The organism is Vreelandella zhaodongensis (assembly GCF_013415115.1).
Classification (GTDB): Bacteria; Pseudomonadota; Gammaproteobacteria; order Pseudomonadales; family Halomonadaceae; genus Vreelandella; species Vreelandella zhaodongensis.
This window is the reverse complement of the sequence record NZ_JACCDD010000001.1, coordinates 354962-378382: the sequence shown is the minus strand read 5'-3', so window position 1 is coordinate 378382 and position 23421 is coordinate 354962. Positions and strand designations below refer to the sequence as shown.

Annotated in this window: 22 protein-coding genes; 3 read left to right on the top strand and 19 right to left on the bottom strand. The window is 53.1% G+C overall.

Features of this window, described 5'->3' with window-relative positions; all coding sequences use genetic code 11:
- Positions 1-64 precede the first annotated feature (64 nt).
- The 7 genes from lepB to rpoE all read right to left on the bottom strand — a co-directional run bounded on the left by lepB (position 65) and on the right by rpoE (position 7594).
- Positions 65-868 (bottom strand): signal peptidase I, encoded by an 804-nt coding sequence (gene lepB, locus HZS79_RS01660; RefSeq protein ID WP_162217638.1) that lies wholly within the window; start codon positions 866-868, stop codon positions 65-67.
- A gap of 15 nt (positions 869-883) precedes the next feature.
- Positions 884-2701 carry a translation elongation factor 4 gene (lepA, locus tag HZS79_RS01655; protein ID WP_162217637.1) on the bottom strand — a complete coding sequence of 606 codons (1818 nt, stop codon included), beginning with the start codon at positions 2699-2701 and terminating at the stop codon, positions 884-886.
- Between the two features lie 191 nt (positions 2702-2892).
- Positions 2893-4308, bottom strand: coding sequence for a DegQ family serine endoprotease (locus tag HZS79_RS01650; RefSeq protein WP_179926889.1), 1416 nt, complete (start codon positions 4306-4308; stop codon positions 2893-2895).
- A gap of 80 nt (positions 4309-4388) precedes the next feature.
- Positions 4389-4793, bottom strand: coding sequence for a SoxR reducing system RseC family protein (locus HZS79_RS16955; protein WP_179926888.1), 405 nt, complete (start codon positions 4791-4793; stop codon positions 4389-4391).
- Positions 4794-4938: 145 nt separating this feature from the next.
- Positions 4939-5826, bottom strand: a complete 888-nt coding sequence (locus tag HZS79_RS01640; RefSeq protein WP_238401371.1) for a MucB/RseB C-terminal domain-containing protein — start codon at positions 5824-5826, stop codon at positions 4939-4941.
- Between the two features lie 123 nt (positions 5827-5949).
- Positions 5950-6690: a sigma-E factor negative regulatory protein gene (locus tag HZS79_RS01635; protein ID WP_162217633.1), complete on the bottom strand. Its 741-nt coding sequence runs from the start codon at positions 6688-6690 to the stop codon at positions 5950-5952.
- A 301-nt stretch (positions 6691-6991) separates the two neighbouring features.
- Positions 6992-7594 carry an RNA polymerase sigma factor RpoE gene (gene rpoE, locus HZS79_RS01630; protein WP_162217632.1) on the bottom strand — a complete coding sequence of 201 codons (603 nt, stop codon included), beginning with the start codon at positions 7592-7594 and terminating at the stop codon, positions 6992-6994.
- Between the two features lie 367 nt (positions 7595-7961).
- Between rpoE and HZS79_RS01625 the strand changes: the two genes are divergently transcribed.
- Positions 7962-9035, top strand: coding sequence for a 3-deoxy-7-phosphoheptulonate synthase (locus HZS79_RS01625; RefSeq protein ID WP_162217631.1), 1074 nt, complete (start codon positions 7962-7964; stop codon positions 9033-9035).
- 95 nt (positions 9036-9130) lie between these two features.
- Here the strand turns inward: HZS79_RS01625 and dinG are convergent, their stop codons facing one another.
- A complete protein-coding gene (gene dinG / locus HZS79_RS01620; RefSeq protein ID WP_162217630.1) occupies positions 9131-11260 on the bottom strand; it encodes an ATP-dependent DNA helicase DinG in 2130 nt (709 codons plus the stop codon).
- A 5-nt stretch (positions 11261-11265) separates the two neighbouring features.
- A complete protein-coding gene (gene rhlB / locus HZS79_RS01615) occupies positions 11266-12540 on the bottom strand; it encodes an ATP-dependent RNA helicase RhlB (protein ID WP_162217629.1) in 1275 nt (424 codons plus the stop codon).
- Positions 12541-12685: 145 nt separating this feature from the next.
- Here rhlB and HZS79_RS01610 point away from each other — a divergent pair, with 145 nt between their 5' ends.
- Both HZS79_RS01610 and xthA read left to right on the top strand, forming a co-directional pair.
- On the top strand, positions 12686-12934 hold the full coding sequence (locus tag HZS79_RS01610) for a hypothetical protein (protein ID WP_162217628.1): 249 nt from the start codon (positions 12686-12688) through the stop codon (positions 12932-12934).
- Positions 12934-13767 carry an exodeoxyribonuclease III gene (gene xthA, locus HZS79_RS01605; RefSeq protein ID WP_179926887.1) on the top strand — a complete coding sequence of 278 codons (834 nt, stop codon included), beginning with the start codon at positions 12934-12936 and terminating at the stop codon, positions 13765-13767. The genes HZS79_RS01610 and xthA overlap by 1 nt, the downstream gene beginning before the upstream one ends.
- 72 nt (positions 13768-13839) lie before the next feature.
- Here xthA and HZS79_RS01600 read toward each other — a convergent pair whose 3' ends face one another.
- From HZS79_RS01600 to nrdH, 10 genes are all read right to left on the bottom strand, one after another.
- Positions 13840-14934 (bottom strand): heme biosynthesis protein HemY, encoded by a 1095-nt coding sequence (locus tag HZS79_RS01600; RefSeq protein WP_179926886.1) that lies wholly within the window; start codon positions 14932-14934, stop codon positions 13840-13842.
- A gap of 67 nt (positions 14935-15001) precedes the next feature.
- Positions 15002-15766, bottom strand: a complete 765-nt coding sequence (locus HZS79_RS01595) for an energy transducer TonB (protein WP_179926885.1) — start codon at positions 15764-15766, stop codon at positions 15002-15004.
- Entirely contained in the window at positions 15763-16170 is a 408-nt protein-coding gene (locus HZS79_RS01590) for an ExbD/TolR family protein (protein ID WP_162217664.1), read from the bottom strand. The genes HZS79_RS01595 and HZS79_RS01590 overlap by 4 nt, the downstream gene beginning before the upstream one ends.
- On the bottom strand, positions 16163-16705 hold the full coding sequence (locus HZS79_RS01585) for a MotA/TolQ/ExbB proton channel family protein (RefSeq protein ID WP_162217624.1): 543 nt from the start codon (positions 16703-16705) through the stop codon (positions 16163-16165). Before HZS79_RS01585 ends, HZS79_RS01590 begins: the two co-directional genes overlap by 8 nt.
- 1 nt (position 16706) lies before the next feature.
- Entirely contained in the window at positions 16707-18077 is a 1371-nt protein-coding gene (locus tag HZS79_RS01580) for a MotA/TolQ/ExbB proton channel family protein (protein WP_179926884.1), read from the bottom strand.
- Positions 18074-18856, bottom strand: a complete 783-nt coding sequence (locus HZS79_RS01575; protein WP_162217622.1) for a DUF3450 family protein — start codon at positions 18854-18856, stop codon at positions 18074-18076. The genes HZS79_RS01580 and HZS79_RS01575 overlap by 4 nt, the downstream gene beginning before the upstream one ends.
- 354 nt (positions 18857-19210) lie before the next feature.
- The gene (gene nrdF / locus HZS79_RS01570; protein ID WP_038485235.1) at positions 19211-20182 is read right to left on the bottom strand and encodes a class 1b ribonucleoside-diphosphate reductase subunit beta; all 972 of its coding nucleotides are present in this window, start codon (positions 20180-20182) and stop codon (positions 19211-19213) included.
- A 43-nt stretch (positions 20183-20225) separates the two neighbouring features.
- Positions 20226-22439 carry a class 1b ribonucleoside-diphosphate reductase subunit alpha gene (gene nrdE, locus HZS79_RS01565; protein WP_179926883.1) on the bottom strand — a complete coding sequence of 738 codons (2214 nt, stop codon included), beginning with the start codon at positions 22437-22439 and terminating at the stop codon, positions 20226-20228.
- Positions 22406-22855 carry a class Ib ribonucleoside-diphosphate reductase assembly flavoprotein NrdI gene (gene nrdI / locus HZS79_RS01560; protein ID WP_162217620.1) on the bottom strand — a complete coding sequence of 150 codons (450 nt, stop codon included), beginning with the start codon at positions 22853-22855 and terminating at the stop codon, positions 22406-22408. The genes nrdE and nrdI overlap by 34 nt, the downstream gene beginning before the upstream one ends.
- A 9-nt stretch (positions 22856-22864) precedes the next feature.
- Positions 22865-23086 carry a glutaredoxin-like protein NrdH gene (nrdH, locus tag HZS79_RS01555; RefSeq protein ID WP_162217619.1) on the bottom strand — a complete coding sequence of 74 codons (222 nt, stop codon included), beginning with the start codon at positions 23084-23086 and terminating at the stop codon, positions 22865-22867.
- Between the last annotated feature and the right edge of the window lie 335 nt (positions 23087-23421).

The window sequence follows — 23421 nt, the reverse complement described above, 5'->3', positions numbered from 1 at the left end:
AGTGCTCCTACGTCATTGACGTTAACTAATATGACAGCATTAACCAGTTGCAAACTACGTTGTTTCATTCAATACGCCGTACACTGGTAAAACTTGGCAAACCGCCATCCCAGTGCATCCATACCGCAAATGCCCTGCCAACAATATTGTCTTCAGGCACAAATCCCCAATAACGACTGTCGTTGGAATGATCACGATTGTCGCCCATCGTAAAGTAATGCCCCTCGGGTACTATAATTTCGCGCATCTGAGGGCCCGGATCACGAGGATTATTATAAATATAGTGACTAACGCTACCTAACTGCTCTTCTAATAATAGCTGTTGCGGTGAACGCTCAGGACCTTCTTCTACCAATGTTTTGGTAACTGCCTCGCCATTCACATACAGCTGCTTACCTTCATAGCGGATACTATCTCCGGGCAATCCCACTACGCGTTTAATGAAGTTAACTGCCGGCTCTTCCGGAAAACGGAAAACCATCACATCACCTCGCTCTGGGTCATCTACTTCTAGGAAGCGATGATGCACCACAGGCAAACGCAAACCGTAGGCAAATTTATTGACCAAAATAAAGTCACCTACTTCCAGCGTTGGCTTCATTGACCCAGATGGAATTTGAAACGGCTCAACAATAAAGCTGCGCACCACTAGCACCACTAGCAGAACGGGGAAAAACGAGCGCGAGTAGTCAATCGGCCAGGGCTCTTTCAGCAGCTTTTCACGGGTGGGTGCATCCAGGCCTTCCGTGGTCGCCGCCTCAGCTGCCGCCAATTGCTTGCGGCGCTTTGGCCTTAGCCAAAGCATATCCAGTAAGTAAATAGTCCCAGACAGTGCAACGGCGATTACCAGTAATAATGAAAAATCCATGTGGGGTCAGTATCCCTAGTCGTTTACCTTGAGCACAGCAAGGAAAGCATCCTGGGGAATTTCTACACGCCCCACTTGTTTCATCCGCTTCTTACCGGCTTTCTGTTTCTCAAGCAGTTTCTTTTTACGGCTCACGTCACCGCCATAACACTTAGCTGTAACGTTTTTACGAAGCGCTTTCACCGTCGAGCGTGCCACTACTTGCCCGCCTATTGCCGCTTGAATCGCCACATCGAACATCTGGCGCGGAATCAGCTCCTTCATTTTTTCAACGAGCAAACGACCACGGCTATGCGCATGATCACGGTGGATGATGACAGCCAGTGCATCGACTTTATCACCGTTGATCAACACATCCAGGCGCACCAACTTAGCCGCTTCAAAACGCTCAAAATTATACTCAAGTGATGCATAGCCACGAGAGATTGACTTCAAGCGGTCGAAGAAGTCCATGACCACTTCCGACATGGGCAGCTCATAGGTTAGTTGGATTTGGTTACCCAGGAACTGCATATCCAGCTGCGTACCACGACGTTGCTCACATTCGGCGATCACATTCCCCACGTACTCCTGCGGCACCAGAATGCTGGCGCGCACGATAGGTTCACGCATCTCGTCAACATCTGCCATATCAGGCAGCTTGGAGGGGTTAGACACATATTGAATATCGCCGTTTTTCATGGCGAGTTCGTAAACCACCGTTGGCGCTGTGGTCAACAAATCAAGATCATACTCGCGCTCTAAACGCTCCTGTATGATCTCCATATGTAGCGTGCCCAGGAAGCCGACGCGGAAACCAAAACCCAGCGCATCCGAGTTCTCCGGCTCATATTCAAGAGAAGCATCATTGAGCGCAAGCTTCTCAAGCGCATCGCGGAAATCTTCATAATCATCCGCACTGACTGGGAACATCCCTGCGTATACCTGGGGCTTCACCTTCTGGAAACCAGGCAACCGCGGGACATCCGGCGTCTTAGTATGGGTAATGGTATCGCCCACTGGTGCGCCATGAATCTCTTTAATACCGGCAACAATAAAGCCTACTTCACCAGCACGCAGAATATTGGTTTCTTTGCGCAGTGGTGTGAAGATACCCACTTCAGTGGCACTCCAATCGCGCCCTGTCGATTTGATGCGGATCTTTTCGCCTTTGCGTAATGTGCCGTCGAACAAGCGCACTAGCGAAACCACCCCCAGATAGTTATCGAACCAGGAGTCGATAATCAGTGCCTGAAGCGGTGCATCAGGATCACCCTTGGGAGGCGGAATATCGCGTACGAGGCGCTCAAGCAATGCATCGATGCCAATGCCACTTTTCGCAGACACTTGGCAGGCGTCAGTCGCATCAAGGCCGATAATCTCTTCTACTTCTTGCGCGACACGATCAGGATCGGCTTGTGGCAAGTCGATTTTATTGAGGACCGGCAACACTTCCAGCCCCTGCTCAATTGCGGTGTAGCAATTGGCAACCGACTGTGCTTCTACCCCTTGAGCAGCGTCTACTACCAGTAGCGCCCCTTCACAGGCATACAGGGAACGTGACACCTCATAGGAGAAATCCACATGCCCTGGCGTGTCGATAAAGTTAAGCTGATATACCTCACCATCGGCAGCTGTGTAATCGAGTGTCACCGATTGCGCCTTGATTGTGATGCCACGCTCGCGCTCAATATCCATGGAGTCGAGCACCTGCTCCTTGAGCTCACGTTCGGTCAACCCGCCACAAGTTTGAATCAAACGATCTGATAGCGTCGATTTACCATGATCGATATGCGCAATGATGGAGAAATTTCTAATATGCTTGAGCTTTCCGCTGGAAACGTCTTGAGACATCGAGTGTGCTCTACCTTATGGGTGCGCAAAGGGTGGTTGGCTAAATTTACCAACGCGTACAGGCCATAATGTTTGCCTGCACCACCAAATTGCCAATGTTCGTCAAAAAAGATAGCGCTATTGTAGCGATATGCGCGTGATAGGAACAGCAGTCCGGCGAGAACCGCCGGACTGGAAGGACAATCGCTGGTTTATTCTAGGCGTAAAGCGACAAACATGGAGCGCCCATCGCGATATAAACGCAGAGGAATGGCACGATCACTTGGTAATTCTTCTATAACACTGAGCAATTCTTCTGATGACGATACGCTGCGGTGATCGATACTGACTAACACGTCGCCTACACGAAGTCCCGCTTGGGCAGCGACGCTATCCGGCTCTACTTGGCGAACTTCTACACCACCGCTAATATTCAGGCGCTCACGGGTCGCCTCATCCACTTCCACAACGGAAACCCCTAGGCGAACCTGGCTATCACTATCCGATGCATGAGCAGCATCCGCATCTGGCCAGCTGCCCAGTTTTAGTGTTTCAGTCACTTCTTCACCATCACGCATTAACGTAAGCGCTACATCACTTCCTGGAGCGACACGTCCAATCAAGCGTGGAAGTGTGCTAGAGCGCTCAACTTCCTCTCCGTTAACTTCCAGAATGACATCGCCAGCTTGAAGACCGCCTTGAGCCGCTGGCCCGTCTGGATCAAGGTCAGCAATCAACGCTCCCACGGCTTCTTCCATACCAAAAGACTCAGCAAGATCGCGGGATACCGGCTGAATCATCACTCCCAGCCATCCCCGATTAACATGCCCATCGTCTCGCAGCTGGTCAGCAACATCCATCGCTACGTTAATAGGTATGGCGAAGGAGAGACCCATAAAGCCGCCACTACGCGTAAAAATTTGCGAGTTAATACCAACAACTTCCCCTTTGAGATTAAACAGAGGGCCGCCTGAATTACCTGGATTAATGGCAACATCGGTTTGGATAAAGGGCACATAAACATCTCGTGGCAACGTGCGGTTAATCGCGCTCACAATACCCGCCGTCACCGAGTAATCAAACCCAAAGGGCGAGCCTATCGCAGCCACCCACTCGCCAACTCTTAGGTCGTCTGAATCACCTAAATTGAGCACTGGCAGGTTATTGGCATCAACTTTTAAGAGCGCAACATCGGTCTGGGAATCACTGCCGATCAGCTCCGCCGTTAGCTCTCTACGGTCATTTAGGCGCACGAGTATTTCATCAGCATCTTCAACAACATGGGCATTAGTCAACACATAACCATCGGCGCTGATAACGAAACCAGAGCCCAGGGATTGACGCTCTTCACTGCGCCTCGGCCCCTGCCCCCGGCTGGGTGGTGCTGGAAAGTTATCACCAAAGAAGTGGCGAAATATCTCAGGAATATCCTGACTGCCGAACCCTTGAATAGAGGGGCCAGAACCCCGCTGAATCGTTCGGCTTGTCGAAATATTAACGACACCAGGGGCTGCGTTCTCTACTAACTCCGTAAAGTCTGGCAAACTCTGAGCTTGGGCATTGTGGCCCATCATTAGAAAGACGACAAAACATAGCCACAGTGTGGGGGTAAGAACCAAGCGCTTCATGCAACAACTCCTAATTAAGCAAGTACTATTTATCAGTACTAAACACAAGGGAGTGCAACTCTTGGCGAGTTACAGGATAACTAACTGACCAAACGCGGACGAAAGCGTTCCGCCCGCCCCCTTAGGAGGCACTTGAGTAACGCAATACTCGCGATCAGTGCTACGAAAAAAAGAGCCACAGCAACCCATTCGCTATGCCAAACACTAGATGCAATAGCGGTGATACCCAGTGCTAAAAAAAGCGGGAACGCATAAACAAGAAGCGCCAGTAAGCTGACGTCACTTTTTGTTAGGGCAAAAGAGACTGAGCTACCTATTGGGTAGCGCGCTTTGTTTTGGGAAGACGGGGCATTAAAAGTAATCACCATGCGTTGCCGCCTGCGGACAAACAAACCTACGCCGCAGCCACGCCCTTCGGCACATTGCTGACAAGCAGCCTTGAGCGACGCATCAACCACCAGTCCATTAGCAGAATGGGCGATCACGGAGCCAGTACGTACAAGAGAACTACAATCTACACTGTTCACAACATTTACCCAGTAGCGTTAGCGCCAGAGAGACAATCATTTAACGCAACAGAACCACGATAAACATGAAGAAGTTAGTGGACCGACAATTTATACCGAGCACTTACTCAAACGTAATTGAATTGGCGATGCGCTGTAACGGCTCTAAAGGCAGCTCACCAATCACGATTAACTGCCAGTCCTGACCATCAATGACAACCTGTGACACAACCGCCGTCGAAACTCCCAGTCTATGAACACGCTCTTCTAAGCGACGCTGCTCTAACGGCTCTACAAACACACTAATAGCAGCCATTCCATCGCTGTAAACCCGCTGACCATCTTGCTGCTGACCTTGTTCCGAAGGTTGCTCAACAAAACCTTCAGGCAACCAGCCTACCTGCCAAGGGTGGTCAGCCATTTCTACTTCCGCGCCACGGGCGACATCACCATCATATAGACTGGGCGAGTGTAGCTGAGTCACCTGGAACGTTTCGAGTACACGCCCCTGCGCGTCGCTGATCACTTGTTTCAGCAACAACCCCGTTTCTTTATCAATCCACCAAGCGTGGTAATACCGCTGATTGTCGAGGGGGGAGAATTGCAGTGCAACTGCATCACGCTCAGCTACCCTGGTATCGTCTTGCTGAGATATTTCATAATATTCCGACACTTGTGCTGCCCAGCGAGCCGGAGATGACTCAGACTCAGGTGCTTCTGAAGGAAACCAGGCGAAAAAACCTGCAATTGAGCGACGCTCAACATTAATGGATGGGCCATCCAAGTGCTGAACGACCTGCTGCCGGACGCCGTCTCGGATACGGTGAGAAAGAGCAAGCGTACGCACGCCTAGGGCATCTATGGACACTGCCCGCGCCTGGAAATCGACACAGTGTCCTGCCTGCATGCTCATCACCAACCACTCTTGGGTGGTCGCAGGGCTGGGCTGGCTTAACACCTCTGCACAGGAGAACGGCGAAGGACTTTCAGCGACAACCGTCTGAGGCAGCAAGCTAGCGCCTACAAAACATAGGCTTGCCAACAACCTGCCTCTCCGTGAAGAGCACCTACACGATACGACTGCTGCCACGACGGCCCTCACCCTGTAATAGAATAAAATTTCCAGTGAGTTGAATTAGCGCTGTCCTAGCGGCTCAGTCACTGACGAGGAGCGCATTAGCGGCATCCAGTTTTCTCCATTGCCACTTGCAGCACCTTGGGCATGCTGTTCCAGGTAAGACTGCAGCAAGCGGATCTGGTCAACATCAATCGAGGTTGGTTGTTGCGCCATATCACCTTGAGGAGCAGCAGGTGTGGAGAAGCCAGCTTCGCTGACATTCATTAAACCACCTTGTCCAGCTTGGCCATTAATACGAAATGGCGTCTGCTCAAACACTGGCATCCTGGGTGGGGTCATGGAGGCTGGTTGAGAAGCCGATAGATTCACTGGCTGCACTTGGGGCACTGCATTTGGCTGAACAGCAGCCATGCCGTCAGCGCTTTGAGAGCCACCAGCCGGAGTGCTGTCGCCACCGAAAAATTGCACACCAGTAATCACCATAAGCGATACGGCAGCTGCCACACCTGCACCACGTGCAAAGGAAAGCCCTCCTGAGCGAGCAGGAGTCACAACGGTATCATCTTGAAGCGTTGGGGCAGGCTCGTCACGCAGTCGATTCATAATGCCAGCAGAGAGATCAACACTGACATCTACACCGCGCTCACGCTGCATCATGCTGCGCGCTAAATGGTAGCGCCGCCAAGTCTCCGCCGCATCAGAATCATCGGGCAATGACTTCAACACTCGGCGCAGTTCAAGCTCATCACTTTCGCTATCCATCAATGCCGAAAGCGACTCCCGTGTGTTTTGACTCATACTTCACACCCTCACACTGTATTAGAAGAAGCGCTGCGATAACACTGCTAATGAGTGCTTACATCACAACAACTTCGCAGGCCAAGACCTTGTTTCAAATCGCCAAATACAAAACACAAGCTAACAGGCTGTTTTAATTTACACGCCGCATACACAGTGTTTTCTTGGCGCTTACTCGAATCAATCAAGCTAGTCAGGTTATATGACGCCTCACCTGCCAGACAGTTCACAAAAAATGAAAAAACGTAATTTAATGTGAATAAACAACGTCTCGACCACCCCTAACCACACCCCTTTATGGCTATTCATTTTCACGGCTATTGCGTGAAGTCGTCACCAATGGCCGAATGTATTCATCAACCGCTTCACGAGCGCGAAAAATTCGCGAACGCACCGTCCCTACCGGGCACTGCATCACCTGCGCAATATCTTCATAGGCAAGGCCATCCAGCTCACGCAGCGTGATTGCCGTGCGCAAATCTTCCGGCAGCTTTTCAATTGCCTCGAAAACAGCAGCTTCCAACTGGTCTCGTGCAATGGACGCTTCCGGAGACTCTGAATCAGCCAATCGACCACTCTGGTCGAGAATTTCCGCATCAACAATATCAAGATCGCTGCCTGGCGGCCTACGCCCGCGAGATACTAAATGGTTTTTAGCCGTATTGATCGCAATGCGGTACATCCAGGTATAAAACGCACTTTCAGCACGAAATTTGCCAAGCGCCCGATACGCTTTGATAAAGGCTTCTTGCGCCACATCCTGCACTTCAGAATGATCGTGTACGTAGCGCCCAATCAACCCAATAATTTTATGCTGGTATTTTTTCACCAGTAGATCGAAAGCGCGGGTATCACCTTTTTGGGCACGTTCCACCAACTGCTGGTCTGTTTCACGAGTGCCCATTCACACACCCCTCCCGCTCGTGCGACGCACGCCGAGCGCTATCTCTTTTCGCCCTTTCATGTGGGCCTTCACAGCAAGCAGCATAGTGTCCCTTGGGCATTAGTTAATTTTCATGATGACAGATGATAGTGAATGACTCGCCTACCATATTCAGTGTAAAAAAGTATCCAATAGTACCTAGTGTTGCGCGTTCTTAGCGGGGCATCAAGCGCTTACCGTATTACCAAGATCTTTACCTCAGTTCCCCCTTAAAATCTTGACCGTGACACTTTTCCTGGCGATCAAGTTCCGCAACAATTGATTTTTACCTATCTGACACGCCATAGTAGAGCCACTATTATTCCATTGCGCACGCACAGGTAGAAAGATGTCGGATCAGCAGGTTAGCAATCTTAACGTCCTAGCCCAGGATGTTCTTACTACACCCGAAGCTCTCAAACAGACTATTCCGCTGACAGAAGCTGCGGAACGCTCTGTTATTGAGGGCCGCCATACCATTCAAAACATCCTCGATGGTAAAGATCATCGGCTTCTCGTCGTGGTAGGCCCATGCTCTATCCATGATGTGGATGCCGCACTGGACTATGCACGTCGTCTGCGCAAATTAGCGGATCAGGTTAGCGACAGCCTTTTCATTGTCATGCGCGTTTACTTCGAAAAACCCCGCACCACAGTAGGTTGGAAAGGGTTAATTAACGACCCACATCTTAACGACTCTTTCGAAATTGATGAAGGCCTCCACATCGCGCGTAAGCTACTCGTCGATCTGGCTGAGATTGGCCTGCCGCTCGCAACGGAAGCGTTAGACCCGATTTCCCCCCAGTATATGCAAGACTGCATTAGCTGGTCAGCGATTGGTGCGCGCACCACGGAATCGCAAACCCATCGTGAAATGGCATCTGGGCTCTCCTGCCCCGTCGGCTTCAAAAACGGAACCGATGGTAGCCTCGACGTCGCGATTAACGCCCTGCAGTCCGTTGCCAGCCCGCACAACTTCCTGGGTATCAACAACGCAGGCCAAGTCGCCATTATCCGCACACGCGGTAACGCTTACGGTCACGTTGTGTTGCGCGGTGGTAATGGTAAGCCTAATTACGACAGCGTCAGCGTGGCTCTGGCTGAAAAAGAGCTTAAAAAAGCTGACCTTTCAGCCAACATTATGATCGATTGCTCTCATGCCAACTCTAATAAAGATGCTGGACTACAACCGCTGGTGCTCGAAAATGTCACCAACCAAATCTTGGAAGGCAACAGGTCCATTATTGGCTTGATGGTTGAGTCAAACATTGGCTGGGGCAACCAGAAAGTTCCTGCCGATCTTAGCCAGCTAACGTATGGCGTTTCCATCACCGATGCCTGCATTGATTGGGATACGACGGTCGAAACCTTTACCCGCATGAACGAAAAACTTGCTCCGGTGCTCACCAAACGCGTCGCATAGTAAGAACCCAGCAAGAAACAACTAGCCAGCATAAGCGCCCCGCAAGGATATTAGCCTTAGCGGGGCGTTTGATTGCTGCATTTTATTACCATTTATTACTGCATGATTTCTCGTTTGAACGGCGGCAGTGCATCTAATAATGCCTGGCCATATCGGCGAGTAATCACCCGCCGGTCTAACAACGTGATAACACCGCGGTCACTCTCTTTACGAATCAGCCGCCCACAGGCTTGCACTAGCTTGATTGACGCATCTGGAACGCTAATCCGCATAAACGGATTACCGCCCTGACTCTCAATCCACTCGGCAAGCGTGGCCCCCACCGGATCATCAGGCACCGCAAATGGCAGCCGCGTAATCACCACATGGGTAAGATAGTCGCCGGGCAAATCGATACCTTCAGCAAAACTAGCCAAGCCAAAAATAATGCTGCCATTGCCGTCATCGACAGCCGCGCGATGACGCTCAAGCAGTTCACGTTTGGGCAACGCATCCTGCGCCAGCACTCGCTCTTTAGTTGCCGCAGGCAGCGCTTTCTCCACCGCCCGCAATTGCGCCCTAGAAGAAAACAGCACCAGCACCGCTTCGTTATTTCCCAATTGAGCCACGAAATTAACGATGGCGCTTTCATGGGCATCGCGATCACTGGGGTCGGTCGCTTCTTTAGGCACGCGCAGAATGGCATTGGCATAATCAAAGGGGCTCGGCAGCGCCTGATAGCGATAGCGGTTTGCTAACCCAGCGCGCTCTTGGATTCGCTCAAAACGCCCCAGCGCGGTAAGCGTTGCTGATGTTACTACCGCTCCATGACAGCGCCCCCACAAATGTTTCGCAAGGGTATGCGCCGCTGATACGGGACTTGCCGAAAACTCGATTTCCGGCTCTCCCGCAACACGACTAAGCGTTATCCATCGGGCACTGGGCGGTGCATTGACAGCATCCTGCTCACTGAAGGCTTGCCATAGCGCATGGGCATCAAGTGAACGCCCATGTAGCAGTGCAATCAGCGGCAACCACGTGTCGGCTTGATCTCTATCCAGCCCTGTTTGCTTATCGGGGTCGAGGCTTTCGCGCAGGATGTCGCTAATGCTCTCCAAACTGCGTGACAGCGTGGCAAACATAACTAACAGCTGCTGGGCGTGTTCGCGAAGTGCTTCCGGCACTTGGCCTTTTTCAAAACGCTGTTGATGGCCGGCTTCCTCATCCGACAAGCCGTTTTCCCGCCCAGCCAGCTGGTGACCCATGCTAAACACATCGCCCAAGGCAGGCTCTAAGCTATGCAGCAACTCAGGTAACCCCGCGAGCAAACGCGCAATCGTCGGCTGAGCCGCCAACCCCTGGTGCAGATCAGTCAAACTGCTTTTCAAGGTTTTAAGCCAGCGCAAACAACCATGCACCGCAAAACGGTGAGCAAAGTGAGAAAGGGCTTTATCCGGCAGGTGGTGACCTTCATCAAAAATAAAAATGCAGTCGGCGGGATCCGGCAGAATAGCCCCGCCACCCAGCGCCAGGTCAGCGAGAACCAGATCATGGTTGGCGACGATTACATCGGCATTTTCCAGTTCACGACGGGAACGAAAAAAGGCACAAGCACCAAAATGACCGCAGCGACGACCTGTGCATTGGCGATGATCCACCGTTAGCTGCCGCCAATGACCGTCATCGATCGACGCCGACCACGTATCGCGATCACCTTCCCATTCACCTTTACCGTAAGCCTCCACCATGTCCGTGGCTAGTACGGAAAAGTCACTACTGTGAGTTTGAAGTGACTGCTCAAACAACGATAGCGTCGGGTTTGGCTCAGTGCCCTCTAACGCCTGATCAAGACGTGCAACGCACACGTACCTGCCGCGCCCTTTGGCCAAAGCGTAACGAAAGGCAATACCACTATCAGCGGCAAGAGAAGGCAGGTCTTGATTAAGCACCTGCTCCTGCAGTGCCACCGTCGCGGTGGAAACAATCAGCCGCTTTCCCTGCGCTTTGGCAATCGGCAACGCGGCAATCAGGTAGGCAAGCGTTTTACCGGTTCCGGTGCCCGCTTCCAGTACACACACATGATTATCGTTTGTGCGCTTGCCTTCGCCATCCTGCTCAATGCCACCTAGCGTCCGGGCGATTTCTGCGATCATAAGACGCTGACCGTAGCGTGGTGTCAGCTCAAGCCTTTCCACCACGCGACGATAGGCGTCTTGAATTTCGCTTTTCAGCGCATTATCAAGCATGCGCGTTACAGCATGCCTTCCGGCGGATGTTCACAGGGCAGTTTACCGTTAATGTAGCGCTCAATTTCCGGCAGCGAGAACGCGTCTTCTTCGCCAACAAAACTAATTGAAACGCCTTTGGCGCCTGCACGCCCAGTACGTCCAATACGATGAACGTAATCTTCCGGATCTTCAGGCAACGTGTAGTTGATCACGTGGCTGACATCTTCGATATGAATGCCACGTCCTGCGACATCCGTTGCCACCAGCACTTGAATGTCTCCCTCACGGAAGCTTTCCAATGTCTTGATGCGCTGATTTTGTGGCACGTCACCAGACAGCATAGCGACACTAACGCCTGCTTTTTTCAACAAATCATCTAGCTTACGCACGAGATCGCGGCGGTTACCAAATACCATCACTCGCTCGAAACTTTCCTGCGTTAGCAGATTAACCAGCAGCCGCTGCTTGTCATCATCAGACACTAGGTAGACACGCTGATCGATATCTGCCTGATTCTCAACGGTAACTTCAATCTCTACGTGGGCAGGGTCAAGCGTCCATTGACTCGCTAGGCTCAAGATATCGTCAGTGAAGGTTGCCGAGAACAGGAACGTCTGGCGCTGCTCTTTTTTAGGCGTATAGCGAATAATGCGCTTCACATCGGGAATAAAGCCCATGGAAAGCATGCGATCCGCTTCATCCAATACCAACACTTCGACTTCAGAGAGGTCGATATCGCGCTTCTGATGGAAGTCCAACAGGCGCCCCGGCGTTGCCACCAAAATATCGATCTTCTTGCCTAGGCTGTCGCGCTGCTTTTGATAATCCATGCCGCCAACAACGCTGGCCACATTGAGCTGCGTGAAGCGAGCAAGTGCTTTGGCATCTTTTTCGATTTGCAGCGCCAGCTCCCGGGTAGGCGCAATAATCAACGCACGAGGTGCGCCTGTTTTTTGGCCATCGGGGGTCGGCTCTTCCAGAAAATAAGCCATCACCGAAATCAAAAAGGCAGCGGTTTTTCCGGTACCTGTCTGTGCCTTGCCGACAATATCGCCACCCAGCAACGTGTGGCGCAGCGCCTCTGACTGAATAGGCGTGCAGTATTCAAACCCTTGGGCATGAATGGCACGCATTAAAGGCAGCGGCAAATCAAAGTCATGAAAGCGCCACTTGCCGGCAACGGCGGGCACCTGAAACTGACGAAGATCCCAGTTCGATTGACGACGACGCGGTTTCCGACGGCGGCGCTTAGGCTTGCGGTTCTGGGCCGATGCTGTGGTCTGTTCCGACTCGCTCATAGGCTGTGTATCTGTCCATTGCTGTGGATGTTAGGCATCACGAAGTGCGCATTGTACCAGGGGTTGGCGATAAGAGCGCGTCCTGCTGTCGAAGGAGTGCGCTTGCCTGTTAGAATGAGGCATAAATTAACCCAAGGAGCGCGACATGACGCGTAAGAAAAAAACTCGTTCGTTAGCGGATAAAGTCACTATCCGTACTGGTCGCCGCAAAGATTTTAAAAAGTGGCGCCATGATAACCCTGACCAGGTGACCTCTTCACGACGTTTTGTGGCGAAAAAGCAGCAACAGCGCAAGCTTCAAGCGGTGCGTAAACTGGCGCGCCAGCAAGAAGGGCAAAACATTGTTATCCATCCTGACAAAGAAGGAGACAACCCGTCGGGAGATCACTCGTAATGCGTTTGGTCTCGTTTAATATCAATGGCATTCGGGCACGTCTGCATCAGCTTCAAGCGCTGATCGACACACAGCAGCCAGATGTCATTGGCCTGCAGGAAACCAAAGTACAAGACAGTGAGTTTCCCTTGGCTGACGTTGAAGCTATGGGCTATCACGTTTTTTATTACGGCCAAAAGGGCCATTACGGGGTTGCCCTAATGTGCCGGCAAAAGCCCCAAGCGGTTTTTTATGGCTTTCCTGATGATGAGGAAGACGCCCAGCGTCGGATGATTGGTGTGCGGCTACTTGCCGACAATGGCAAAGTCGTCACTGTATGGAATGGCTACTTCCCACAAGGCGAAAATTTGCAACACCCAACCAAGTTCCCTCATAAAGAACGCTTCTATCAGCAGTTGGCAAGCCTGCTTCAAAACCAGCACCGCCCCGACGAACAGCTAGCGATTATGGGTGATTTCAATATATCGCCGGAAGACCAGGATATTGGCATTGGTGAACCGAGCCGCAAACGCTGGTTGCGCGAGGGCAAAGCCAGTTTTCAGCCCATCGAGCGCGAATGGCTTGAAGGCATAAAAGCGTGGGGCCTCAGCGACAGCTATCGATTGTGCCACCCCAATAACGGCGAGTGGTTCAGCTGGTTTGACTATCGCTCAAAGGGCTTTGATCGTGAGCCAAAACGCGGCCTGCGCATTGACTACATTCTGGTGTCTAAACCGCTTGCCGAATGCGTCACCGGTGCAGGCATTGATTATGAACTGCGCGGCATGGAGCGTCCTTCCGATCACGCTCCCACCTGGAGTGATTTTGCGCTGACGCTTGCCCAAACAGACTAAGCAAAACACGCCAAACTCACATAAGCTCGCCCCTTACGTCATTCAAGGGGCGTCTTGAGGGATTCTCACCCTTCAAAAATTCGACAACCACTGCCCTGCTTGATCATCGCCAAGGTTCACCGCTTTGATAAACGCCTGCTCGGCTTGACCATTTTGCCCCCAGCGGTAAGCAAGCTGTGCGTATTGCCGCCAGTCTTCAGCTTTTTGAGTGCTCTCAGCAAGCGCCTCCCAAGCACTCAGCGCCTTTTCGATATCCTTGGCCTGCTGCCACGCGCTCGCCAGCAGCCTTAGCGTTTCTTCATCACGTGGCAAAGCGCCTTCTTGAATCGCCGCGTCCAAGTGCTCGCCCGCTCTGGCTGGCGTTCCACCCGCCAAATGCAGGCGAATTAACGTCAAGCGATCCTCGGTCGCGGTGAGCTTACCCAACTGCCACGCCATCTCCCACACGCCAGCAGCCACACCGGCCTGCCCTGCTTGCTGGGCAAGCCCTGCTGCCTGACGCCAAGCATCAGGCTCGCTCTGTGCGTTCAAACCACTCACTAGCCAACCGAGGGCTTGTTCGTTTTGTCCCGCGTTGCGTAATACCACGGTGGCTAGTGTCTGCTGTGTGTCAGTTAAACCGCCTTTTTGCAGTAGCGGCGACAGCCAGTCAGCCGCAGCATCCCAGCGCTCCTCTTGGGCTAATAAGCGAACGAGTCGCCATGCAGATTCGTCATAATGAGGATTGCCCTGGGATTGCGTTAGCCACTGGTCATACAGCGTGATGGCTTCCGTACGCTGCCCCCCTGCACGGCGTAGTGACGCCTCATCACGCAGCCAGCGCAGGATTTGACTGTTAGGCACACTAGGGCGCCGCTGTGCACTGGCTAACTCGTCAGCAGCCGCAAGGTGATCCCCTTGACGCACTAACGCACTCGCGGCGAGCTGATGATATAGCGCACTTGCCCACTGGTCGGCACGATTGCCGCTGGCAAGACGCGTAGCCTGGGATCGGGCATGATTAGCAATACGCTTGAGCACATCGCTATCAGCCTCGCCGCTGGGCTGCTCCGCTAACTGGCTTTGTAGCCCGTTAAGATCACGAACAATGTCACCCGGCAGCGGTTCGTTCGCGTGCGCCATGACACTTAGCGCGCTTAAAACGACGATTCCCACCCAACGCTGCATACTTTTTCCTCGACTGGCATTTTCAACAAGCTGTCTCTACTGACTATCTCAGCTGCTATTTCAGCTACTATCTCAACTGGAACTCAATGCGCTGCGTGGCGCGGCGAAGCTGCTGACCGGGTTCAAACTGCCAGCGTGCAATCGCTTCGCGGGCAGCGTCTTCAAATACTCGCCTTGGCTGTGCCCGCGTGACGCGAATCGTGCCGTTATCGACGCTACCATCTCGGCGAATAACAAACTCGACCTCCACAAAGCCCTCCATGCCACGCCGCTGAGCACGCGGCGGATAAGAAGGGTTAACACGACTGGTTGGGGCGACCTGCCCAACACTAACAGGCTCATTCGATGACACGGGCTTAGCCTCTGGCGCGGCCTCACGCTGCGCTACCGCTGGCGCAGGAGATGGCGCTGCCGTTTCTGCTGGCTGTGGCGCAGGATCCGGTTTTGGCGATGGCCTTGGAGACGGCTTCGGCGCGGGTTGCGGGGTTGGTTCGGGTGTAATTTCCGTTAGCTCTGGCAACTCACTCTCCAGCTCAACCGGCTCCACTGGCTCCTCTGGAAGCTCTACCTCAGGCAACGCAATCGTACTCTCAGCGATAGGTGCTGGTGCAGGCATGGGCATCGGCGGCGGTGCTGGCGCCGCCTCGGCAGGTGCAGGCGGTGACGCTTCCTGCTCTGGCGCCACCTCTGGAGCCTCTATCATGGTCATCGACATGGCCATTATCGGCGTCTCCGGCGAGCGCTCTGGGGGCGTTACCAGTAGCGCCAACATCCAAAACAAGCCAACGGCTAACACAATGCCACCCAGTATCGAGAGGGCATGGCGAATCATGGTGCACCCCGGCTCGCTGCCACGGCGATCTGCTCAACGCCCGCCTGCTTGAGACGGTCCATCACTTCAATCAACAACCCAGTGGTGGACTCCCGGTCGGCCTGGATAACAACGGAGCCATCATCACTTAACATACCGGCAACCTGCTGGCCAATACGATGAACATCGACTGGCTTACCATCGACCCAAACGGCTCCTTCCGGCGTCACCGCAATCAGCACCTGCGCATCTGGGCGCGGGCTTGCCGCTGCCGCTTCAGGGCGATTAATCTCCACACCGCTCTCTTTAATAAAACTGGTCGTCACAATAAAGAAGATCAGCATGATAAAGACAACGTCCAGCATCGGCGTCAGGTTAACTTCATTGCTATCAGCCGTGGTGTCTATGGAACGGCGTCTACGCATCATTCTCCTCCAAGGCACGAGCTAAGCGGTCGTGTAACCGCTGATCTTCGCGACGAATCACGTGCTCTAAACGACTAATAAACAGCAGCCCCACCACCGCAATCGCCATGCCGGTTAGGGTGGGCAGCGTGGCACGGGCAACACCATCGGCCATTGCCCGCGCCTGATGGGTATCACTAAGAGAAAGGCTATCGAACACGGTAATCATACCGGTGACGGTACCCAGCAAACCTAACAGTGGACATAGCGCCACGAGCAATTTGATCCATGGCAGTGGGCGACGCAGTTTAGCCACCAGTGTCTCTGTCCAGACATTGCGTAGCGTGCGCGCACTCCAGCTACGGTGATCACTGCGTGCCGTCCAGCGACGAATCAGTTGGCGGCGGGCACGCCGCCAGCTAAAGCGGTAATACCACCAGCGCTCTATTGCCATCCCAAATACCAGCACAGCAACAAATGCCAGCACCACTAAAACGGCACCACCGGCATCAAGCAGCCGCTCAACGGGCTCAAGCCAAAGAGGTAACGTGGGCATATTAGGTCACCGCTTGCGCATTAGCCGTTGACTGCGCTTCGAGATGGTCAGCCAAGGTAGCGCTTGCTTCGCCTTCAATGGCCTGGGTAATCAAGCGACTCCGGCTCGACAAGGCCGTCTGTGCAAACAGCAGTGGCACCGCTGTCACAAGCCCCAGTACCGTTGTTACCAGCGCCTGGCTGATACCACCAGCCATTAACTGCGGATCACCGGTACCAAACACGGTAATCGCTTGGAAGGTGACAATCATACCGGTCACGGTACCCAGCAAGCCTAGCAACGGTGCAATGGCCGCCAACAACTTAACGATAGGCTGGCCACGTTCGATACGCGGTAGCTCAGCCAACACCGCCTCATCTAACCTCGCTTCCAGTGCTTCCGGCGTTTGGTGTTTATCCAACTCCTTGAAGCGCTGGAGCACGCGCCCCAGCGGGTTATTGGCATTTGGTTGATCCAACGCTTTACGCTGACGGTGCACCCGGGCACTGACGATCACTAAATAAAGGTACTGAGCTAGTGCCACCAATAGGCCAAAGCCACCCAGTGCCACTACGACATAACCGACATAACCGCCCTGCTGGAACCGCTCCCAGAGGCTTGGCCGTTGAGCAAGGGCTTGCAGCACGCTACCCTGGGTAGGATCAATGGCAAACACACGGCTTTCGCCTTGATGATAAGCCGCCAGTACATCGCTAATTTCGGCAGGAGTACGCGGCACTTCGGCCAAACCTCCATCATCCTGGCCTTTTCTGAGCAGCGCTGTTTCGGTAAACGCCGCAAAATCGCCCAGGCGTACGACACTGCGCAGCTCAATTTCGCCACTGGCATCGGCCACCGGCGACTCAAAACGTTCGGCACGCCCGGTGTTCCGTGTAAGTATCGCTAAGCTATCTACAACGGCTTCGATCTGCTGGCGCTCCAGCACTTCGACCTCATTGAGGCGCGGCGGTAAGGCATTAGCATCTAGCGTTAACCAGCTGTCACCGCCTAGCTCGTTGCGTAATTCTTCACTGTGCCGTGACAAATCCGCCAACAGCGAGGTAAGTGCTTCGCCCTGCTCTTCCTGTCGCTCAGCCAACGCTTGAGCCTGTTGCACTTGTTCCTGCTGTTGTTCGGCTAACGCTGCCTGCTGCTCTGCTGCAGCTTGATGCGCAGCCCGAGCCTCTGTTAACGCTTCATCCAGCGCCTCTTGATTATTAAGAAACGACTGTAAGCGCGATTGATCACGCGCCTCAGCGGCTTCGCGGGCTTCACGTAACGAACTAACACTGTCAGTTTGCGCCAGCGCCACACTACTGCCCAGAAAGCTTGCCAGTAGCGCTAAACAGATAGCCGTGCTGCGCGCACCTCGTTGGCGTGTCAACAGACTCATTGCTGGCCCCCTGCGTGGTCGTTAGCAATAATAGAAAGCGGTAAACGCAGCAATTCTGGCGTGCGCTGATCGTCGGCAATACGCAGACCGTTGCGCACCTGACGGCGAGCACGTTCATCAAGCCCCTGCCACTCACCGCTCGCTTTATCCCACACACCTCCTTCTCGACCGTCAGGGGTTAGGTAGTAAAAACCGATTCGGCCAACACGCAGGTATTCCACCTCACGCGGATTACCCTCTGCCAATTGCAAACGGCCACGCCAGCTATCAACCTCGCGGCCGTATGCTAGCTCGGCTCGCCACGCTTCCAGCAAATTAGCAATGCGCTCCGCACTCTCAGACGGCTGTTGTTGATCAGGCTTAACACGCGCCAAACGCTCAGCCTTCAGAAATGGCAGGTCAGACTCAATCCAGCTGATCAGCTGCTCCGTCATGTCCTGCTCAACCGCAGGCAGCGCGGCGCGGGTGTCACTTAACGTATCAAGTGCTTGGCCAAGGCGCTGCTGGCGCTCGGCCTCACTGGCCAAGCGACCGCTTAGAGCAGCGTTGGACGCTTCCATCTGGCGGGTTTCCCGCTCTAGGTGGCGCAGCTCTTCAATCGCTGAACGCGTGGCGTCATCCGCCTCATCAATTTGCTGCTGAATTACGGACTGCGCTTGCTGGGCCTCGACACTCTGGGCCGCTTGATCCACTGTCTCATCGCTTGCCATTAGCGTACCGCTGACCAGCACCCCGGCAAGCCAGCCCCCATGCAAGGCGAAGAAAGGCCTTTTCAGCACGTTACGTCTCCGTTACTGATTAACACGCTGCCATTAACGGCGCGCTAGAAACAAATTATGCATAAGAACGATTTGCGTTTCGTTTAAGCAGTGCATAGCCTAACACTAATAGAATAAATGACAATCTTTATCATTAGCATTTGATGGTGTTTCGACGCCGACCGCCCCCCCCCAATAAAAAAGGACGCCTAGTGGCGCCCTGAAGTAAAGATATCGGGAAAACGTGTCTAAGCAGCAACCACAACCTGCTATTTGGTTGGCGGTGCCAATGGCAGTTTTTTTGCCTCTCTTCCGGCACCGCGTCCTCCTTTCTTTATTAAGCTAATAATGTAGCTGAAACCGCCGTCGATATGCTCAAAACGCCCAGTCGTCGTCCTCGGTGGCGACGGCCTTGCCGATCACGTAGGAAGAGCCGGAGCCGGAGAAGAAGTCGTGGTTTTCATCAGCACTCGGAGAAAGTGCCGCCATAATGGTCGGGTCGACGTCGGTGACGCTACTAGGGAATAGCGGCTCAAACCCGAGGTTCATCAGCGCTTTGTTGGCGTTGTAGTGAAGGAATTTCTTCACGTCTTCCGTCAAGCCTACCTCATCATAGAGAGATTCGGTGTAGCGCACTTCGTTGTCGTAAAGTTCTAGCAGCAGCTCATAAGCGTAGTCTTTCACTTCTTGCTGGCGCTCGGGCGTGGCTTCTGCCAGCGCTTGCTGGAACTTGTAGCCAATGTAGTAGCCGTGCACGGCTTCATCACGAATGATCAAACGAATCAGATCAGCCGTGTTGGTCAGCTTGGCGTGGCTCGACCAGTACATCGGCAGGTAGAAACCCGAGTAGAACAGAAACGACTCAAGGAAAACGCTAGCTACTTTACGCATTAGCGGGTCGTCAGAGCGGTAGCGCTCAAGGATCAACTCAGACTTCGCCTGCAGTGTCGGGTTCTCCTCACTCCAGCGAAACGCATCATCTACATCACGCGTCGCGCACAGTGTCGAGAAAATCGAGCTGTAAGAGCGCGCATGCACCGACTCCATAAAGGCGATATTGGTGTAAACCGCCTCTTCATGGGGTGTGCGTGCATCTTCCATTAATACTGGCGCGCCCACACTGCTCTGGATCGTATCGAGCAGCGTCAGGCCAGTGAACACGCGAATCGTCAGCTGTTTTTCCTGCTGTGTCAGCGTATTCCACGACTGAATATCGTTGGAGAGCGGCACTTTTTCTGGCAGCCAGAAATTGCTGGTCAGGCGGTTCCACACTTCCAGGTCTTTATCGTCCTGAAGGCGGTTCCAGTTGATCGCATCGACCCGCGATAAGCGTTGCATAGTGGTCATCAGAATTCTCTCACCAACATGATCTAATAAAAGCGATATACGATTACAGCGAGCAGGAGACGCAGCCTTCTACTTCCGTACCTTCAAGCGCGCTCTGGCGTAAACGGATGTAGTAAAGCGTCTTGATGCCCTTACGCCACGCGTAAATTTGCGCTTTGTTGATATCCCGCGTGGTGGCGGTATCAGGGAAGAACAGCGTCAACGAAAGCCCCTGATCAACGTGTTTAGACGCTTCCGCATAGGTATCGATAATTTTCTCAGGGCCAATTTCATAGGCATCCTGGAAATAATCGAAGTTCGCCTCATTCAAGAATGGCGCCGGATAGTACACACGCCCCAGCTTGCCCTCTTTACGGATCTCAATTTTCGCTGCCACCGGGTGAATACTGGAGGTGGAGTGATTGATGTATGAGATAGAGCCCGTGGGCGGCACCGCCTGCAAGTTACGGTTATACAGCCCGTGCGCCATCACCGAGGCCTTTAGCGCCTGCCACTCGTCCTGGGTAGGTAGTGCAATACCACTACGCTCGAACAGGTGACGCACTTTCTCGGTGCGCGGCAGCCATGCTTGATCGGTGTACTTATCAAAGAACGTGCCCGATGCGTAGGTGGAGTCCTCAAACCCGGCAAAGGCTTCGCCGTGCTCAATCGCCAGCTGGTTAGACGCACGAATCGCATGGAACGCCACGCAGTAGAAGTAGAGATTGGTAAAGTCCAAGCCCTCTTCTGAACCGTAATAAATGTGTTCGCGCGCCAGGAAACCGTGCAGGTTCATTTGCCCGAGGCCAATGGCTCGAGACTTGGCGTTACCTTCCGCAATGGAAGGTACACTGCGCAGGTTGCTCATCTCAGAAACCGCGGTCAAGCCACGAATGGCAATCTCAACGCTGGTGCCAATATCGCCTGAGTCCATCACTTTAGCGATGTTCATCGAGCCAAGATTACAGGAGATGTCCTGACCGATCTGACGATAGCCAAGATCGTCGTCGTACTCGGTGGGCGTATTCACCTGGAGAATTTCAGAGCACAAGTTGCTCATATTGATACGACCGGCAATCGGGTTCGCACGGTTGACCGTATCTTCAAACATGATATACGGGTAGCCCGATTCGAACTGCAATTCAGCCAGGGTTTGGAAGAACGCACGCGCATTAATTTTGTGCTTACGGATGCGCGCATCAGCAACCATTTCATGGTACTTCTCGGTCACGCTGATATCACCAAACGGCACGCCATAAACCCGCTCAACATCATAGGGAGAGAACAGGTACATGTCGTCGTTGCGCTTGGCTAGCTCGAAGGTAATATCCGGAATCGTCACGCCCAGCGACAACGTTTTAATACGGATTTTTTCATCGGCATTTTCACGCTTAGTGTCGAGAAAACGCAGAATATCGGGGTGGTGAGCATTCAGATAGACCGCACCGGCACCCTGGCGCGCGCCCAGCTGGTTAGCATAAGAGAAGGCATCTTCCAACAGCTTCATGATCGGGATAATGCCCGACGACTGGTTCTCAATACGCTTAATGGGCGCGCCGGACTCACGAATATTCGTCAACAAGAAGGCAACGCCGCCGCCGCGCTTGGAGAGCTGGAGCGCTGAGTTAATCGAGCGACCAATCGACTCCATGTTGTCTTCAATACGCAGCAGGAAGCAGGAAACCAGCTCGCCGCGCTGCTGTTTACCGCAGTTCAGGAAAGTCGGCGTAGCTGGCTGAAAACGACCGCTAATCACTTCATCAACCAGTGACTTGGCCAATGCCTCATCGCCACGCGCCAGCGTCAACGCCACCATGCAAACGCGGTCTTCATAGCGCTCAAGGTAACGCTTACCGTCAAACGTTTTCAGCGTGTAGCTAGTGTAATACTTGAAAGCACCCAAGAAGCTCGGGAAACGAAATTTATAGGCGTATGCCTGCTCGAACAGCGCTTTGATAAAGGCAAAGCTGTACTGAGCCAGCATGTCTGCCTCGTAGTACTGCTCTTCTACTAGGTAATCGAGCTTTTCTTCCAACGAGTGGAAGAACACGGTGTTTTGGTTAACGTGCTGCAGGAAATACTGACGGGCGGCTTCGCGATCTTTATCGAGCTGCAATTCACCGTTGGCACCGTATAGGTTCAGCATCGCGTTGAGCGCATGGTAGTCCAAAGTACGCGCCTCGGATGCCCCCGCAGTAGGCCGTTTTGTTTCTGCCGAGTTTTTTGTAGCGACGTTGTTAGAGGCTACGTTGTTAGAGACTGAGCTTGACGTTTCCAAAACTCTTCTACTCCTTTGCGGACCTTGGCGACATCGTCGTCAGTGCCAAACAGTTCAAATCGATAAAGCAGCGGCACTTGGCACTTTTGGGCAATGATTCGCCCTGCCAACCCGTACGCTTCACCAAAATTCGTATTTCCAGCGGCAATAACACCCCGCATGAGGTGTCGATTGTGCTCATCGTTTAAAAACCGGATCACCTGCCCCGGCACTGCCCCTTCGGCATAGCCGCCACCATAGGTAGGTGTCACTAATATGTAGGGCTGCTCTACGCGTGGCGTTGGATCTTCGCGGTTTAGCGGCAGCCGCTGGGCGCTTAAGCCAAGCTTTTGTATAAAACGGTGGGTATTGCCTGACTTAGTGGAAAAATAAACCAACGAAACAGCACGCTCAGCTTCCACATCAGCGGTTTGCATAGCGACGTTTTACGCTAGTGCTTGAATGCGGTCAGGGCGGAAACCGGACCAATGATCTTCACCCGCGACGACGACCGGTAACTGGCGATAACCCAGCGCTTCCACTTGCTCTTGGGCACCGCTTTCAGCAGTAATATCGATAACGGTATATTCTAGACCCTGCTTATCCAGCGCACGGTAGGTAGCGGTGCATTGAACACAAGCAGGCTTGCTATAAATTTGGATATCCATGGCTATTTTTTCCTTTTCATAGCGGTGTTTTTCGGGTAGAGCACATCTTGTGCTCGCCCTCTCTGGAAGACACAACGCATACTATATATAGACCATGAGAAAATCAATTCAAGCATATATGGTATTTTTCATCCACAGGTTATTGACAGCTCTTACCCAATATCATACCCAGCAGCACCGGCGGAGCTGCTTAAAAAACAGTTCCAAGAACGGCTTCAGGCACCCTTCCAAGCACCCTCTCATCCCCCTTCCCAAGCCCCTTCCAATCGCTCGTTCAGACGCCCTCTCACATGCCCATTCCAAAAAAAAAACCGCCTCCCAAAGGGAGGCGGTTT

Coding starts and splice junctions, on each gene's coding strand:
- HZS79_RS01595 (WP_179926885.1), bottom strand. CDS start 15,766: ATGATTCGCCATGCCCTCTCGATACTGGGTGGCATTGTGTTAGCCGTT.
- HZS79_RS01585 (WP_162217624.1), bottom strand. CDS start 16,705: ATGCCCACGTTACCTCTTTGGCTTGAGCCCGTTGAGCGGCTGCTTGAT.
- HZS79_RS01590 (WP_162217664.1), bottom strand. CDS start 16,170: ATGCGTAGACGCCGTTCCATAGACACCACGGCTGATAGCAATGAAGTT.
- HZS79_RS01580 (WP_179926884.1), bottom strand. CDS start 18,077: ATGAGTCTGTTGACACGCCAACGAGGTGCGCGCAGCACGGCTATCTGT.
- nrdI (WP_162217620.1), bottom strand. CDS start 22,855: ATGCAAACCGCTGATGTGGAAGCTGAGCGTGCTGTTTCGTTGGTTTAT.
- dinG (WP_162217630.1), bottom strand. CDS start 11,260: ATGCTTGATAATGCGCTGAAAAGCGAAATTCAAGACGCCTATCGTCGC.
- xthA (WP_179926887.1), top strand. CDS start 12,934: ATGCGTTTGGTCTCGTTTAATATCAATGGCATTCGGGCACGTCTGCAT.
- nrdF (WP_038485235.1), bottom strand. CDS start 20,182: ATGACCACTATGCAACGCTTATCGCGGGTCGATGCGATCAACTGGAAC.
- HZS79_RS01635 (WP_162217633.1), bottom strand. CDS start 6,690: ATGAGTCAAAACACACGGGAGTCGCTTTCGGCATTGATGGATAGCGAA.
- HZS79_RS01650 (WP_179926889.1), bottom strand. CDS start 4,308: ATGAAGCGCTTGGTTCTTACCCCCACACTGTGGCTATGTTTTGTCGTC.
- rpoE (WP_162217632.1), bottom strand. CDS start 7,594: ATGGGCACTCGTGAAACAGACCAGCAGTTGGTGGAACGTGCCCAAAAA.
- HZS79_RS01610 (WP_162217628.1), top strand. CDS start 12,686: ATGACGCGTAAGAAAAAAACTCGTTCGTTAGCGGATAAAGTCACTATC.
- nrdH (WP_162217619.1), bottom strand. CDS start 23,086: ATGGATATCCAAATTTATAGCAAGCCTGCTTGTGTTCAATGCACCGCT.
- rhlB (WP_162217629.1), bottom strand. CDS start 12,540: ATGAGCGAGTCGGAACAGACCACAGCATCGGCCCAGAACCGCAAGCCT.
- lepA (WP_162217637.1), bottom strand. CDS start 2,701: ATGTCTCAAGACGTTTCCAGCGGAAAGCTCAAGCATATTAGAAATTTC.
- HZS79_RS01625 (WP_162217631.1), top strand. CDS start 7,962: ATGTCGGATCAGCAGGTTAGCAATCTTAACGTCCTAGCCCAGGATGTT.
- HZS79_RS01600 (WP_179926886.1), bottom strand. CDS start 14,934: ATGCAGCGTTGGGTGGGAATCGTCGTTTTAAGCGCGCTAAGTGTCATG.
- lepB (WP_162217638.1), bottom strand. CDS start 868: ATGGATTTTTCATTATTACTGGTAATCGCCGTTGCACTGTCTGGGACT.